This is a genomic window from Micrococcus sp. HOU01, from assembly GCF_035609305.1.
In the GTDB taxonomy this organism is placed as follows: Bacteria; Actinomycetota; Actinomycetes; order Actinomycetales; family Micrococcaceae; genus Micrococcus; species Micrococcus luteus.
This window is the reverse complement of sequence record NZ_CP141211.1, coordinates 1018425-1033245: the sequence shown is the minus strand read 5'-3', so window position 1 is coordinate 1033245 and position 14821 is coordinate 1018425. Positions and strand designations below refer to the sequence as shown.

Annotated in this window: 12 protein-coding genes; 10 read left to right on the top strand and 2 right to left on the bottom strand. The window is 75.7% G+C overall.

Annotation, left to right across the window (positions count from 1 at the left end; all coding sequences use genetic code 11):
* Positions 1 to 124: 124 nt before the first annotated feature.
* The 5 genes from SOY78_RS04880 (at position 125) to SOY78_RS04860 (ending at position 6200) form a co-directional block, all read left to right on the top strand.
* The gene (locus SOY78_RS04880) at positions 125 to 1477 is read left to right on the top strand and encodes a glutamyl-tRNA reductase (protein WP_061867027.1); all 1353 of its coding nucleotides are present in this window, start codon (positions 125 to 127) and stop codon (positions 1475 to 1477) included.
* Positions 1478 to 1502: 25 nt separating this feature from the next.
* Positions 1503 to 2159 (top strand): TetR/AcrR family transcriptional regulator, encoded by a 657-nt coding sequence (locus tag SOY78_RS04875; RefSeq protein ID WP_061867028.1) that lies wholly within the window; start codon positions 1503 to 1505, stop codon positions 2157 to 2159.
* Positions 2160 to 2279: 120 nt separating this feature from the next.
* The gene (locus SOY78_RS04870; RefSeq protein ID WP_002854967.1) at positions 2280 to 2504 is read left to right on the top strand and encodes a DUF3107 domain-containing protein; all 225 of its coding nucleotides are present in this window, start codon (positions 2280 to 2282) and stop codon (positions 2502 to 2504) included.
* Between the two features lie 67 nt (positions 2505 to 2571).
* Positions 2572 to 4137, top strand: a complete 1566-nt coding sequence (locus SOY78_RS04865; protein ID WP_061867029.1) for an RNB domain-containing ribonuclease — start codon at positions 2572 to 2574, stop codon at positions 4135 to 4137.
* 251 nt (positions 4138 to 4388) lie between these two features.
* Positions 4389 to 6200, top strand: a complete 1812-nt coding sequence (locus SOY78_RS04860; protein WP_324701876.1) for a DEAD/DEAH box helicase — start codon at positions 4389 to 4391, stop codon at positions 6198 to 6200.
* Between the two features lie 118 nt (positions 6201 to 6318).
* On the opposite strand, the gene SOY78_RS04855 is transcribed toward SOY78_RS04860, so the two are convergent.
* Positions 6319 to 7179: a PHP domain-containing protein gene (locus SOY78_RS04855; protein ID WP_324701875.1), complete on the bottom strand. Its 861-nt coding sequence runs from the start codon at positions 7177 to 7179 to the stop codon at positions 6319 to 6321.
* Between the two features lie 64 nt (positions 7180 to 7243).
* Between SOY78_RS04855 and SOY78_RS04850 the strand changes: the two genes are divergently transcribed.
* Together SOY78_RS04850 and SOY78_RS04845 are read left to right on the top strand one after the other, a co-directional pair.
* Positions 7244 to 8842 carry an aminopeptidase P family protein gene (locus tag SOY78_RS04850; protein WP_324701874.1) on the top strand — a complete coding sequence of 533 codons (1599 nt, stop codon included), beginning with the start codon at positions 7244 to 7246 and terminating at the stop codon, positions 8840 to 8842.
* A 33-nt stretch (positions 8843 to 8875) separates the two neighbouring features.
* Positions 8876 to 10681: a pyruvate kinase gene (locus tag SOY78_RS04845; protein ID WP_216880082.1), complete on the top strand. Its 1806-nt coding sequence runs from the start codon at positions 8876 to 8878 to the stop codon at positions 10679 to 10681.
* Between the two features lie 6 nt (positions 10682 to 10687).
* On the opposite strand, the gene SOY78_RS04840 is transcribed toward SOY78_RS04845, so the two are convergent.
* A complete protein-coding gene (locus SOY78_RS04840) occupies positions 10688 to 11464 on the bottom strand; it encodes a general stress protein (protein ID WP_324701873.1) in 777 nt (258 codons plus the stop codon).
* Positions 11465 to 11556: 92 nt separating this feature from the next.
* On the opposite strand from SOY78_RS04840, the gene SOY78_RS04835 reads away from it, so the two are divergent.
* The 3 genes from SOY78_RS04835 to SOY78_RS04825 are packed head-to-tail and all read left to right on the top strand — an operon-like array spanning position 11557 to position 14802.
* Entirely contained in the window at positions 11557 to 12825 is a 1269-nt protein-coding gene (locus tag SOY78_RS04835) for a magnesium transporter MgtE N-terminal domain-containing protein (RefSeq protein ID WP_324701872.1), read from the top strand.
* Positions 12826 to 12865: 40 nt separating this feature from the next.
* Positions 12866 to 13657: a DUF1003 domain-containing protein gene (locus tag SOY78_RS04830; protein WP_036382691.1), complete on the top strand. Its 792-nt coding sequence runs from the start codon at positions 12866 to 12868 to the stop codon at positions 13655 to 13657.
* Positions 13654 to 14802 carry an Mrp/NBP35 family ATP-binding protein gene (locus SOY78_RS04825; protein WP_123244001.1) on the top strand — a complete coding sequence of 383 codons (1149 nt, stop codon included), beginning with the start codon at positions 13654 to 13656 and terminating at the stop codon, positions 14800 to 14802. The genes SOY78_RS04830 and SOY78_RS04825 overlap by 4 nt, the downstream gene beginning before the upstream one ends.
* Positions 14803 to 14821: the final 19 nt, after the last annotated feature.

Below are 14821 nucleotides of genomic sequence, written 5' to 3'. Positions count from 1 at the left end.
CCACCGGTCGTGTCGCGGTGGCACATCCGCGTCCTCCGTGAGCGCCGTCACACTCGTCGACGGCGCCCGGGTCAGGTCCGCCTTCCCGGACGGGCGGGGCGGTCGGGGCTAGACTTGGCCCGCTGTGACTGTCTTCTCTCTCGTCGCCTCCCACCATGACCTGGACCTGGACACGGTCGCCCGCCTCAGCGCCGGCGCGACCGGGGTCGGGCCCGCCCTGCCCGGCAGCGGTGCGGCGGGCGCCGTCGTCCTGGCCACGTGCAACCGCGTGGAGATCTACGCCGAGGCCGACGGGGTCGGCGTCGAGGCCGCCCGCGCGGGGCTGCTGTCCGCCGTCGCCGCCTCCACCTCCCTGCCGGACGAGGACGTGCACGCCGCGTTCCGCACGCTCGACGCCGACGCCACGGCCCGTCACCTCTTCGAGGTCGGCGCCGGACTGGACTCCGCCGTGGTGGGCGAGCGCGAGATCGCCGGTCAGGTCCGGCGCGCCCTGACGGCGGCCCAGGAGGCCGGCACCGCCTCGGGCCCGCTCGTCCGCCTCTTCGAGTCCGCCACGCGCACGGCCAAGGACGTCGGCTCCCGCACGGCGCTCGGCGCGGCCGGCCGCTCGGTCGTCTCCGTCGCCCTGGACCTCGCGGAGGAGCTGCGCGGTCTCACCGACGCCGCGGCCCAGCGCGACTTCTGGGCCGGGGCCACCATCCTGCTGATCGGCACGGGCGCCTACGCCGGCACCACGCTCGCGCAGCTGGCGGACCGGGGCGCGACCACCGTCGGCGTGCACTCGGCCTCGGGCCGCGCGGAGCAGTTCGTCGCGGACCGCGGCGGCTGGGCCCTCGCGCTCGGCGGCGAGGCCGTGGCCGGCGCCGTCGCCGAGGCGGACGTGATCATCGGCTCCTCCGGGGGCGAGCGCCAGATCAGCCCCGAGCGCCTGCAGGAGCTGCGCGAGGGCGGGCGGCGCCCGCTCACGGTGGTCGACCTGGCCCTCTCGCGGGACTTCGACCCGGCGGTCGCGGACCTGCCGGACGTCGACCTCGTCACCCTCGAGTCGGTGCGGCTGGCCGCACCCGAACAGGCCGAGGTCGCCGTCGCCGAGGCCCGCGCGCTCGTGGACGACGCCGTCGAGGAGTACCGCGCCGCGCAGCGCGGCCGCAGCGCCGACGCGGCGATCAAGGCCCTGCGCCGCCACACCCTCGGCGTGCTCGACCGGGAGCTCGAGCGCGTGCGCGCCCGCCACGGCTGCACGGCGGCCGCCGAGGAGGTGGAGTTCGCCCTGCGCCGCATGGTGAACCAGCTCCTGCACGAGCCCAGCGTGCGCGCCAAGCGACTCGCCGCCGAGGGCCGGCTCGACCGCTATGAGGACGCCCTCGAGGCGGTCTTCGGGATCGAGGCCCCCGGCCGCCCCGCCCCCGCCGTGGGCACGGTCGAGGCGGCCTGCCCCGCGCACGAGGACGAGGGCGGCGCCGCGCGCATCGCGTGAGCCCGCCCCGCGCCAGGAGGACCCCGTGACCGCCCACCCCGCCGCCACCGCGCCCGACGAGCCCGGGCGAGGCCGTCGTCTGCCCCGGCACGAGCGTCGCCGCCAGCTGCTGGACTGCGCCCGCGCGGTCTTCGCCGCCGAGCGGTACGCAGGGGCCTCCATGGAGCAGATCGCCGAGTGGGCCGAGGTCTCCAAGCCGGTCCTCTACCAGCACTTCCCCAGCAAGCACGAGCTCTTCCTCGAGCTGCTGGACGCCGAGGTCGCGAACCTGCGCGCGCTTCTCGAGGCGGCGATGGACACCCGCCGGGACAACCGCGAACGGGTGCGGGCCACCGTCGCCGCCGTGTTCGAGTACATGGCCTCCCCCGAGCGGACCCACCGCCTCATCTTCGACTCCGGCATCGACGCGGACCCGGAGGTGCGCACGCGCAGCGAGGCCGTCCACCGGCTGCTCTCCTCCGAGGTCGCGCGCACCATCCGCGCGGACACCACCGTGGCCGAGGCCGAGGCCGAGGTGCTCTCCCGCGGACTCGTCGGCTATCTCCTGGGCGCCGCACGCCACTGGGCGGACCGGCTCGACGCCGATGCCCGCCCCGCCGCCGCCGAGATGGCCCGCACGGTGGACGCGCTCGTCTGGCGCGGCCTCGCCTCGCTGCCCTCCGCGGACGACGCGCCGCGCTGACCCGGCCGTCCGGCCCGTTTCGCCCGCGGGTGAACCTCGGGGGCGCCCGTCCACCCCGCCGAGCGGTCCCGTAGGCTGACGGCGGACCGCACAGGACGCGACGAAGAGAAGAGGTTCCCCATGGAGATCCGCATCGGTGTGCAGCACGTCGGCCGCGAGGTCGTCATCGACAGCGAGCAGTCGGCGGACGAGGTCCGCTCCCTCGTGGACGCCGCCGTCGCCGACGGCACCCCGCTGGTCCTGGCGGACGCCAAGGGCCGCCAGGTGGTCGTCCCCGGCGACCGCATCGGCTTCGTGGAGATCGGCGCGAAGAAGTCGGGCCCGCTCGGGTTCGCCGCCTCCTGACCCGCCCGCACGCCCCGGTGATCCGCCGGGGCGTGCGTCGTCTCGGCCCCTGCCCAGGAGCATCGCCATGTCGCCTCACGCCCTCGGCCTCCGCGGCCCCGCCGACCCGGCCCTGCTCGAGCGTCTCGCCGCCCTGTGGACGGAGCTCGAGTTGCCGCCGGCCTTCCCCGCCCCCGTCCTGGCCGAGGCGGAGGCGGCCGCGCGTGAGGTGCACGCGGGCCTGACCGGGAGCCCGGACCACGCGGACCGCACGGCCCTGCCGTTTGTCACCGTGGATCCCGCCGGCTCCACGGACCTGGACCAGGCCCTGCTCCTGACCCCCGCCGACGACGACGGCATCCTCGTCCGCTACGCGATCGCGGACGTGCCCGCCTTCGTGGCCCCGGGCGGCGCCGTGGACGCCGAGGCCCGCCGCCGCGGCCAGACCGTCTACCTGCCCGACGGCCGGGTCCCCCTGCACCCGGAGGTGCTGAGCGAGGACGCCGCCTCCCTGCTGCCCGACCGCGAGCGCCCGGCGTTCGTCTGGACGTTCCTGCTGGACGCCGCGGGCGTCGTCGTCGAGACCGGCCTCGAACGCGCCCGCGTCCGCTCCCGGGCGCAGCTGACCTACGGGCAGGTGCAGGCCTTCCTCGACGCACAGCCGGGGGCGCAGGCGCCGACGACGCCGCGTCCCGGGGTCACCGACGCGGACCGGGCCGCCGCCGAGGGGTGGCCGGCCGAGGTGCGCGACTCGCTGGCGCTGCTGCCGGAGGTGGGCCGACGGCGGGCCGCGCAGGAGGCCGCCCGCGGCGGTGCCTCCCTGAACCTGCCGGACCAGGAGGTCCGTGTCACCGAGGACGGGGCGCACGAGCTCGTGCACCGGGCGCCGCTGCCGGCGGAGGAGCACAACGCCCAGCTCTCCCTGCTGACCGGCATGGCCGCGGCCGAGCTGATGCTGGCCGCCGGGGTCGGGATCCTGCGCACGATGCCGGCGCCGGACGCCGACGCCGTCGCCGCCTTCCGAGAGCGCACGCGCGCCCTGGGCGCCCCGTGGGACGAGGGCCAGGACTACGGCGCCTACCTGCGTTCCCTCGACCCCGCCGACGCGCGGCACCTGGCGGTGCTGCACGCGGCCACCGGGCTGTTCCGCGGCGCCGGGTACACGGCCTTCGACGCGCAGACCGAGGACCCGGGCCTGCGCACGCCGCCGGACGAACCGGCCCAGGCCGCGCTCGCCGCCCCCTACGCCCACGCCACCGCTCCGCTGCGCCGGCTCGTGGACCGCTTCGTCCTGGCCCTGTGCCACGCCCACGCCGTCGGCGCCCCCGCCCCCGCGTGGGTCCGCAGCGCCCTGCCCGAGCTGCCCGCCCTCATGGCGGACTCGTCGCGCCGGGCTTCGGCCGCGAGCCGGACGGCGGCGGACCTCGTGGAGGCGGCGGCGCTCGAGTCCCGCGTCGGCGCGGAGCTCGAGGGGATCGCGGTGCGCGAGGCGAAGGACGGCACGGAGGTGTGGCTGCTCGACCCGGCCGTGAGCCTGCGGGTGCCGGGCGGCGTCCCGGCGGGCACCCGGGTGCGCGTGCGGATCGAGGGCGTGGACCGTGCCTCGGGTGCGATCATGGCCGCGGGGGTAGACTGGCCGCACAGCTCACGCTGACCCAGGATGACCGGTCGCTCTCTGATCACCCTGACCCGCCGCCCGCGCCCCTGACGCCCGGGACGGCACCATGACCTGCCGGATCCGGCACGGCCCGCCGCGTACGGCGCGCCCGGCCCGGTTCCACGGGGCGCCGCCCGTCGGCCGCTCCGCGTGCTTGCCTCGCGATCGGCTTCCGCTTGAACCGCGCGCACGGCGGAGCCGGGCCTTCCGCCCGCCGTGACGACGCCTGACCAGGAACGCGAGTCGCCATGACCCAGAACTCCGAGCACACCCCCGCCTCCGCCGATCTCGACCCGACGGTCGCCGCGATCGCGGAGGACATCGTCACCGAGGACGCCGCCCCCGTGGCCCCCGAGCAGACCTTCGCCGACTTCGGGGTGCACCCCGCGATCGTCGAGGCCTTGGAGGCCAAGGGCATCGTCCACCCCTTCCCCATCCAGGCCATGACCCTGCCGGTCGCCCTCGGCGGCCACGACATCATCGGCCAGGCCAAGACCGGCACCGGCAAGACCCTCGGCTTCGGCATCCCCGCGCTGCAGCGCGCCATCGGCCCGGGCGAGCCCGGCTGGGACGGCCTCGAGGCCAAGGGCACCGCGGGCGCCCCGCAGGCCCTGATCGTCGCCCCGACGCGCGAGCTCGCCGTCCAGGTGGCCGGCGACCTCACGGCCGCCGCGACCCGGCGCCCCCTGCGCATCGCCACCATCTACGGCGGCCGCGCCTACGAGCCGCAGATCGAGGAGCTGCAGCGCGGCGTCGAGATCGTCGTCGGCACCCCCGGCCGCCTCATCGACCTGATGCGCCAGCGCCACCTGCGCCTGGACCTGGTGAACACCGTGGTGCTGGACGAGGCGGACGAGATGCTGGACCTCGGCTTCCTCCCGGACGTCGAGACCCTGCTCGCCGCCGTCCCGGCCGTGCGCCAGACCATGCTGTTCTCGGCCACCATGCCGGGCCCCGTGGTGGCGATGGCGCGCCGCTACATGACGCAGCCGACCCACATCCGCGCAGCGGACCCGGAGGACGAGGGCCTGACGAAGAAGGACATCCGTCAGCTCGTCTACCGCGCCCACCACATGGACAAGGACGAGCTCGTGGCCCGCGCCCTGCAGGCCGAGGGCCGCGGCCGGACCATCATCTTCACGCGCACCAAGCGCACGGCCGCCCGCGTGGCGGACGAGCTGACGGCGCGCGGCTTCGCGGCCGGCGCGCTGCACGGCGACCTCGGCCAGGGCGCCCGCGAGCAGGCGCTGCGCGCCTTCCGCAACGGCAAGGTGGACATCCTCGTGGCCACCGACGTCGCGGCGCGCGGCATCGACGTCGACGACGTCACCCACGTGTTCAACTTCCAGGCGCCGGAGGACGAGAAGACCTACGTGCACCGTGTGGGCCGCACGGGCCGCGCCGGCAACAAGGGCGTGGCGGTGACCCTCGTGGACTGGGAGGACATGCCGCGCTGGTCCCTGATCGACAAGGCGCTCGGCCTCGGCCAGCCCGAGCCGGTGGAGACCTACTCCTCCTCCCCGCACCTGTTCTCCGACCTCGACATCCCGAAGGGCACGAAGGGCCGCCTGCCCCAGGCCAAGCGCGTGCTCGAGGGCCTCGAGGGCGAGACGCTCGAGGACCTGGGCGGACCCGAGGCGAAGCAGCGCGACGGCGGCCGCGGACGGGGTCGCGAGGGCGGCCGGTCCCGCGACGGCGAGCGCGGCGGCCGGGGCCAGGGCGGCCGCGGCGGACGTGGCGGACGGAACCGGGGCGGCCGCTCCGGCGAGGGCCGCGACGATGCACGCGGCGGAGGCCGCGGCGAGCGCTCGGCCCGCGGGCGTGGTGAGGTACCCGCCGAGCAGCGCGCCGAGGGCCGGGGCCGTGGTCGCGGCGAGGGCCGCGAGCGCACCGCCTCGCGCTCCGAGGCCCCCGCAGCCCGGACGCCGGAGCCGGTGGCCGGCGTCGAGCTGACGGAGGCCCGCCGGGCCGAGCGCGCCGAGGCGCGGGCCGAGGCCCGTCGTCGCCGGGGCGGCCGCACCCGCACGCGCCGCCGCAACGGCGAGGTCGTGGACGGCTGACCCTCCCTTCCGGGCCCCCGGGAGTCTTCTGCGCGAATGACCCTTCTGACCGCCGTGCAGGCGGCCGGAAGGGTCATTCGCGCAACGGATCCTCCGCCGTCGCCCCGGCCGTCCGGGCTCAGCCGCGGATGATCGCCGTGCCGGTGCCCTGCCGCTCGATCTCGGCGAGCACCTCCGCGCCCGTGGTGTGCTCGCCGATCGGATTGGGCTTGCCCGTGCCGTGGTAGTCGGACGAGCCGGTGACGAACAGCCCGTGCCGGTCCGCGAACGCGCGCAGCCAGGTGCGCTCCTCCGCCGGGTTGTCCCGGTGCTCGACCTCGACCCCCGCCAGTCCGGCCTCGGCCATCTGCTCGAACACCTCGTCGCCCACCACGCGGCCCCGCATGCGCGCCCGGGGATGCGCGAACACCGGCACCCCGCCGGCGGCCCGGATGAGCGCGACCGCCTCGGCCGGGTCCGGGGCGAAGTGCGGCACGTAGTACTTGGACCGGCCGGCGAGGATCTCCCGGAACGCCGCGGAGCGGTCCGGGACGGCCCCGATCGTCACGAGGGCGTCGGCCAGGTGGGGCCGGCCGATCGTCGCGTTCTCCGCCGCGTGCTCCTGGACCAGCTCCCACGTGATCGGGAAGTCCGCGCCCAGGCGCCGCACCATCTCCTGCGCCCGGATCAGCCTCGCGTCGCGGGCCAGGCCGACCTCCCGCAGCAGGGCGGGGTCCTCGGGGTCGTGCAGGTAGCTGAGCACGTGCACGCTCACGCCGTCGGCGGAGGTGCAGGACATCTCCATGCCGGGCACGAGCGTCAGCCCGGTCTCCCGCGCGGCGTGGGCGGCCTCGGCCCAGCCGGCGGTCGTGTCGTGGTCGGTGAGCGCGAGGCCGTCCAGCCCGGCCCGCGCCGCCGCACGCACCACGTCGGCCGGCGGCTCGGTGCCGTCGGACTCGGTCGAGTGCGTGTGCAGGTTGTAGCGGGCCATGGCGGCCATGGTACCGAGACCCGCGCGCGGCGGCCCCGACCTGCCCGCGCCCACCGGTGCCATGATGGAGGGCATGACCGATGCCGCACAGCACCCCGCCCAGACCACCCCCGACCAGCCCGCCGCCGCCCCCGAGGCGGGCGCCGACGGCACCGGCGCGGTGAACCCCCAGCCGCTGGCCGAGCGCGTCGACAACCGCTCGCAGCGCCCCGCCTCGAACGCCTTCCGCGACTTCATGGCCTCCGACTGGGCGCCGTCGTCGGACGCCCTGCCCGACGCCGACGCCGCGGCCCCGTACGCCGCCCGGCGGCGGGCCGCCGTGTCCGCGCGCTTCCCGGGCGAGCGGATCGTGGTGCCGGCCGGCCGCCTCAAGGTCCGCTCGAACGACACCGACTACCGCTTCCGCGCGCACTCCGCGTTCGCCCACCTGACGGGCCTCGGCGTGGACCACGAGCCAGACGCCGTGCTCGTGCTCGAGCCCACGGACCCGGGCGCCGGCGACGACGGCACGGACCACACCGCCACCCTGTACTTCCGTCCCCTGGCCGGCCGGGACACCGAGCAGTTCTACGCGGACTCGCGCTCGGGCGAGTTCTGGATCGGCCCCCGTCCGACCCTGGCCGGCCTGGCCGCCCGCACGGGTCTGCGCACGGCGGGGCTCGAGGAGCTCGAGTCCGCCGTCACCAAGAACGTGGCCGCGGACGGCACCGCGGTGCGGCTGCTGGCCGAGACCGACCAGGACGTGGACGCCCTGCTGGCCGCCGTCCGGACCGAGGCCGGCGTGGACCTGGCCGCCGCGGCCGAGGCCGACGCCCAGACCGCCGAGTTCCTCTCCGAGCTGCGCCTGGTGAAGGACGCGTGGGAGGTCGAGCGGATGCGCGCCTCGGTGGCCGCGACCATCGCGGGCTTCGAGGACGTCGTGCGGGCCCTGCCGCGCGCCGTGGGACACGACCGCGGCGAACGCGTGGTCGAGGGCGCCTTCTTCGCCCGCGCCCGCCTCGAGGGCAACGACCTGGGCTACGACACGATCGCGGCCTCCGGCAACAACGCCACGATCCTGCACTGGATCCGCAACACGGGCGCCGTGCGCCCGGGTGAGCTGCTGCTGCTCGACGCCGGCGTCGAGGACGACTCCCTCTACACTGCGGACATCACCCGCACCCTGCCCGTGTCCGGCACGTTCACGGACGTGCAGCGCCGCATCTACCAGGCGGTCCTCGACGCCGCGGACGCCGCCTTCGCGATCGTGCGCCCCGGCATCCGGTTCCGCGAGCTCCACGCCGAGGCCATGCGGGTGCTCGTCGACCGCCTCGACGGCTGGGGCCTGCTGCCGGTCTCGGCCGAGGTCGCGCTCTCGGACGAGGGCCAGCACCACCGGCGCTGGATGCCCCACGGCACCTCGCACCACCTCGGCCTCGACGTGCACGACTGCGCGCAGGCCAAGCGCGAGCTCTACCTGGACGGCGTGCTCGAGCCGGGCATGGTCTTCACGATCGAGCCGGGTCTGTACTTCAAGGAGGAGGACCTGGCCGTCCCCGAGGAGTACCGCGGCATCGGCGTGCGCATCGAGGACGACATCCTCGTGACCGAGGACGGGGCCGAGAGCCTCTCCGCGGCCCTCCCCCGCACCCCGGACGAGATCGAGGCCTGGATGGCGCGGCTCCAGGCGTGATCCGGCGCGGAGGGCGCCCCTAGGGTTCGGACCATGGGTATCGACCTGACCACCGAGCTCACCGCCCTCCGCGACCGCCTCCTCTCCGCCGAGGCGGAGCACGCCGACCTCATCTGCCGCGTCCGGGACCGCCACCGGGCCTCGGCCCGGAACCTCGTGCACTACGTCGCCCTGCGCGGCACCGACCTGCGGCCGCTGCAGGAGGCACTGAGCGACGCCGGCCTGTCCTCGCTGGGCCGCATGGAGGCCGGCGTGCTCGGCCACGTGGACGCGGTGCTGGCCGCCGCCCGCGCGCTCGACGGCGACCTCGCCACCGCACCCGAGGATGACGCCCTGACCTCCGCCGAGGGCCGCGCCATCCTCGCCCGCAACGCAGCGAGCCTGCTCGGTCCGGCCCGCGGCGACCGGGACGCGCGCATCATGGTGACGATGCCCTCCGAGGCCGCCACGGACCCAGAGCTCGTGGCCCGGATCGCCGAAGCCGGCATGGACCTGGCGCGCGTGAACTGCGCCCACGACGACGAGCAGGCGTGGGCCGCCATGATCGCGGCGGTCCGCCGGTGTGCCGGTGCGGGCCGGCCCGCACCCCTGGTCGCGATGGACCTGGCCGGGCCGAAGGTGCGCACCGGCCCCATCGAGCCGGGACCGCGCGTCGTGAAGGTGAAGCCCGCCCGGGACCCCTCCGGGATCGTCACCGAGCCCTCCCGCGTGTGGCTCGCCGCCGCGCCCCACGACGCCGTGGCCACAGCGGACCGGCCGGACGGCGCCGTCGTCGTGCCGCTCGCGGACCCGGAGGGGACGACCCTGGCCGGCCTGCAGCGCGGCGACGAGATCGAGCTGACCGACGCGCGGGGTGCACACCGCAGGCTGGAGGTCGAGCAGGTGGACGGCGAGGGCGTGCTCGTGCGGGCGGAGAAGACGGTCTACTGGGCGACGGGCACGGCGCTGACGACGCCGCACGGTCCGCTCGAGGTGGGACCGCTGCCCCCGCTCGAGCAGTCGATGCGCGTGCACGAGGGCGAGCAGATCGTGCTGACCCGCTTGCTCGAGCCGGTCCCCGCGGTCGATGCGCCGCCCTACCGGATCGGCCTTACCCTGGCGCAGGCGTTCGCGGACGCGACGGTCGGCGACCGGGTCTCCCTCGACGACGGACGGATCGGCACGCGGATCACGGCGGTGTCCGACGACGAGATCACCCTCGAGGTGACCCAGGCCGGCCCGCGCGGGGCGAAGCTCAAGGCGGAGAAGGGCGTGAACTTCCCGGACACGCACCTGGACATCCCGGCCCTCACGGACGAGGACCTCGCCCACATCCCGTTCGCGGCCCGCCACGCGGACATGGTGAACATGTCCTTCGTCCGCTCGGCCGAGGACGTGGCCCAGCTGATCGACGCGCTCGAGGCCGAGGACGCACCGGACGTGGACATCACGCTGAAGATCGAGACGGTGGAGGCCTTCCGGCAGCTGCCGCGGATGCTGCTCGAGGCGATGCGCTGGCGGGACGTCGGGGTGATGATCGCCCGTGGCGACCTGGCGGTGGAGGCCGGCTTCGCACGGATGGCCGAGCTGCAGGAGGAGATCCTGTGGCTGTGCGAGGCGGCGCACGTGCCCGCGATCTGGGCCACCCAGGTCCTCGAGTCCCTCGCCAAGACCGGCCTGCCCTCACGGGCGGAGATCACGGACGCCGCGATGGCGCAGCGGGCCGAGGCCGCGATGCTGAACAAGGGCCCGTACATCGACCGCGCCGTCACCGTCCTCGGCGACATCCTGGGCCGGATGCACGGTCATGCGAGCAAGAAGCGCGACATGCTCCGGCGGCTCGAGTCCTGGTCCCTCTGACGGGGCTCAGCCGCGCGGCTCGTCCTGGGGCCGGGGCGGGTGGCCGCCGCGCGCCTCGATGAGCTTGGCGACCTCCTCCGGGGGCAGGGTCACGCCGTAGGAGCGGTCCAGGCCGGTGGGCGCGGGGTCCGCCTCCGGGACGGGCCGGGCCGGCGCCTCGGGTCCGCCGGGAGCGGGCGCCGCGTGGGACCCGCCCGACGACGGCGCGGCGGCCGGGGTGGCCTGCACGGACCCGCCCCCGGCCTCCTCCGCGGCGGGGGCGGGCGCCGGCTGCGGGGCCGGCTGCGGCGTCGGGGCCGCGGCACCGCCCAGGCCCAGCTCCTGGCGGGCGCGAGCGGCGTGGTCGAACGCGACCACGAGGTCGAAGGCCGTCGGCACGACGGCCTGCGAGGACGCGAAGCCGTGCTGGCCCCGACGCATCGCGAAGCCGATCACGCCGAAGATCAGCCACACCGCCAGGCCCAGCAGCATGGAGGTGAGGATCTGCCCCGGGCCGGCCTTGGGGGCCAGCAGGTAGAGGAACATGCCGATCAGTCCGCCGAAGAACACGCCGCGCACACCCGCGGACAACGCCACCTGGGCGTAGTTCAGCCGGCCGCGCACCCGCTCCACGACCCGCAGGTCCTTGCCCACGATCGACACGGCGCTCACGGGGAAGTCCGTGGCGGCGAGGCGGTCCACCTGCTCGCGCGCCTGCGCGTAGGTGGCGTAGGTGGCCAGCAGCTCTCCGCGGGGCAGGCCCTGCTCGGCGCCGGGCTGAGGGTTGGACATCATGAACGACATGGACCCATTGTGCCCGGCCCGGCGCCCGGGCGGGCGGCGGTCCGCCGTACGCGGACACGGAGCCGCGGTCCGGCACGCCGTAGGCTGGGTCGGTGAGCTCCCCCAAGATCTTCGTGGCCCGCCTGCTGGGCCTGGACGTCTTCGACCCCCTCGGCGACCGCCTGGGACGGCTGCGCGACGTCGTCGTGCTGGACCGCGGCCCCGCCGCAGCCCCGTTCGCCACCGGCCTCGTGATCGAGGTCCCCGGCAAGAAGCGCGTCTTCGTCCCGATGACGCGGGTGACGTCCATGGACTCGGGCCGGATCATCACGACCGGGCTGATCAACCTGCGCCGGTTCTCCCGCCGTGGCGCCGAGCAGATGGTGGCCGCCGACCTCTTCGACCGGAAGGTGCGCCTCTCCGACGGGTCGGGCGAGGCCTTCCTGGAGGACATCGGGCTGGAGCAGCAGCGCAACGGCGACTGGCTGGTCTCGGACCTGTACGTGCGCCGCATCGTCGGCCGCGGCCCCTTCGGCCGCGCCCAGCGGGGCGAGCACCTCCTGCTGAACTGGGACGAGGCCCGCTGGACGGCGCAGGCCGACCCGCAGGGGGCCACGAGCTTCCTCGCCGCGCACGAGGACCTCAAGCCCGCCGACCTGGCGGACATGCTCCACGACATGTCGGAGAAGCGCCGCGTCGAGGTCGCCAGCGAGCTGCAGGACGAACGCCTCGCGGACGTGCTCCAGGAGCTGCCCGACGACGACCAGGTGCAGATCCTCTCCCAGCTGGACATCGACCGCGCCGCCGACGTCCTGGAGGAGATGGACCCGGACGACGCGGCGGACCTGCTCCACGAGCTGCCCGACTCCCAGCAGGAGCTGCTGCTCGAACGCATGGAGCCGGAGGACGCCGAGGACGTCCGGCGCCTGCTCGAGTACGAGGAGGGCACCGCGGGCTCGCTCATGACCCCCGTGCCGGTCATCCTCCCCCCGGAGGCCACCGTGGCCGAGGCCATGGCGACCATCCGACAGCAGGAGATCTCCCCCGCGCTGGCCTCGCTCGTGATCGTGGCCCGGCCGCCCCTGGAGACGCCGACGGGCCGGTTCCTCGGCGTCGTCCACTTCCAGCGCCTGCTGCGGTACCCGCCGCCGGAGGCGATCGGCAACATCATGGACAAGGACCTCGAGCCCGTCTCGGACCTCGCCCCCATCGCCCATGTGACCCGCGAGCTCGCGACCTACAACCTCACGTGCATCCCCGTGGTGAACGAGCAGGACCGCGTCGTCGGGGCCGTGAGCGTGGACAACCTGCTCGACCACATCCTGCCCGACAACTGGCGGGCCATGGACCTCGACGACGCCGAGACCCGCCCCGCAACCTGACCCCCGCGGCCCGCCGCCGCACGACACCGGAGGTGTGAGCATGACCCAGACCGCGCGAGACCTGCGCCCGGGCCGCGGCACCGGCCTGGACACCCCGCTGAGCGCCAGCGGGCGCCGCGTGCCCCGGCTGGCCCCGAACCCGGACGCCTTCGGCGAGGCCACCGAGGGCATCGCCCGCTTCATGGGCACCCCGCAGTTCCTCGTCTGGATGACGCTGTTCTGCGCCGCCTGGCTGGGCTGGAACACGTTCGGCCCGATGGAGTGGCGGTTCGACTCCGCCGAGCTCGGCTTCACCGCGCTCACGCTCATGCTCTCCCTCCAGGCGTCCTACGCCGCACCCCTGCTCCTGCTGGCGCAGAACCGCCAGGACGACCGGGACAGGGTCGCGCTGCGCGAGGACCGTGACCGCGCCGAGCGCAACCTCGCCGACACCGAGTTCCTCACCCGCGAGATCGCCGGTCTGCGGCTGGCCGTCCAGGAGGTCGCCACGCGCGACTTCGTGCGCGGCGAGCTGCGCGGCGTCCAGGACGACCTCAGGGACGACCTCCGCGAGGCGCTGCGCGCCGAGCTGCGGGAGGAGATCCGGGAGGAGATCCGGGAGGAGATCCGGGAGGAGCTGCGCGCCGGCCTCCCGGGCGCCGAGGCCCAGCCCCGCAAGAACAAGAAGACCAAGGGCCGCGGCCGGGATGCGCGGCGCGGCGACGCCGGCGCCGAGCCCACGACCACCACGCTCGCCACCCTCGCGGCCCAGGAGGCCCGCGAGGCCGGGGGGTCCGGTCCGGCGGCCGGTCCCGCCGACGGTGCGGGCCCGGTGGACGGGGGCGGCCGATGAGCGCCCTGGGCCTGCCCGTGCCCGAGGTCCGCACCGACCTCGAGCGCCGGGTGCTGGAACGGCTCGCCACGGTCCAGGACCCCGAGATCCGCCGCCCGATCACCGACCTCGGCATGGTGGAGTCGGTCGTGGAGACCGCCCCGGGCGTCGTCGAGGTCGCGGTCCTGCTCACGATCGCCGCGTGCCCCCTGCGCGGGACGATCCAGACGGACGTGGCCGCCGCCGTCGCCGTCGTGCCCGGCTGTGAATCCGTGGACGTTCGCGTCGGGGTCATGGAGCCCGAGCGCCGCCTGGCGCTGCAGGACGCCCTGCGCGCGACTCGGCCGACGAACCCGTTCGGGGAGGGGACGCTCACGCGCGTCCTCGCGGTGGCCTCGGGCAAGGGCGGCGTGGGCAAGTCCTCGGTCACGGCCAACCTCGCGGTCGCGCTCGCCGCGCGCGGGCTCGCCGTCGGCCTGATCGACGCGGACGTGCACGGCTACTCCATCCCCGGGCTCCTGGGCGTGACCGGCACCCCGACGAAGCTGGACCGGATGATCCTGCCCCCCGTGGTGCGGGACGTGAAGGTCATCTCGATCGGCATGTTCCTCGACGCGGACCGGCCGGTGGCCTGGCGCGGGCCGATGCTGCACCGCGCGCTCGAGCAGTTCGTCACGGATGTGCACTGGGGCGACCTGGACGTCCTGCTCGTGGACCTGCCCCCGGGCACCGGGGACATCGCGATCTCGACGGCGCAGCTGCTGCCCGCCTCGGAGCTGCTCGTGGTGACCACGCCGCAGCACGCCGCCGCGCAGGTGGCCGCGCGCGCCGGTCAGCTGGCGGAGCAGACGGGCCAGACCGTGGCCGGGGTCGTGGAGAACATGGGGCCGATGACCCTGCCGGACGGCACCGTCCTGGATGTGTTCGGAACCGGCGGTGGCGCCGAGGTGGCGGAGCGGCTGTCCGGGGTGCTGGGCACCCAGGTGCCGCTGCTGGGCACCGTTCCCCTGGACCCGGCGCTGCGGGCGGGCGGCGACGCCGGCGACCCCGTGGTGGTGTCCGCGCCGGAGAGCCCCGCGGGCCGGGCGCTGGCGGAGATCGCGCAGCGGCTGGCCGTGCGGCCGCGCGGGCTGGCCGGGCGGCCGCTGCCGTTCACCCCGCGCTGACCTCGGGTGCCGGCGCCCC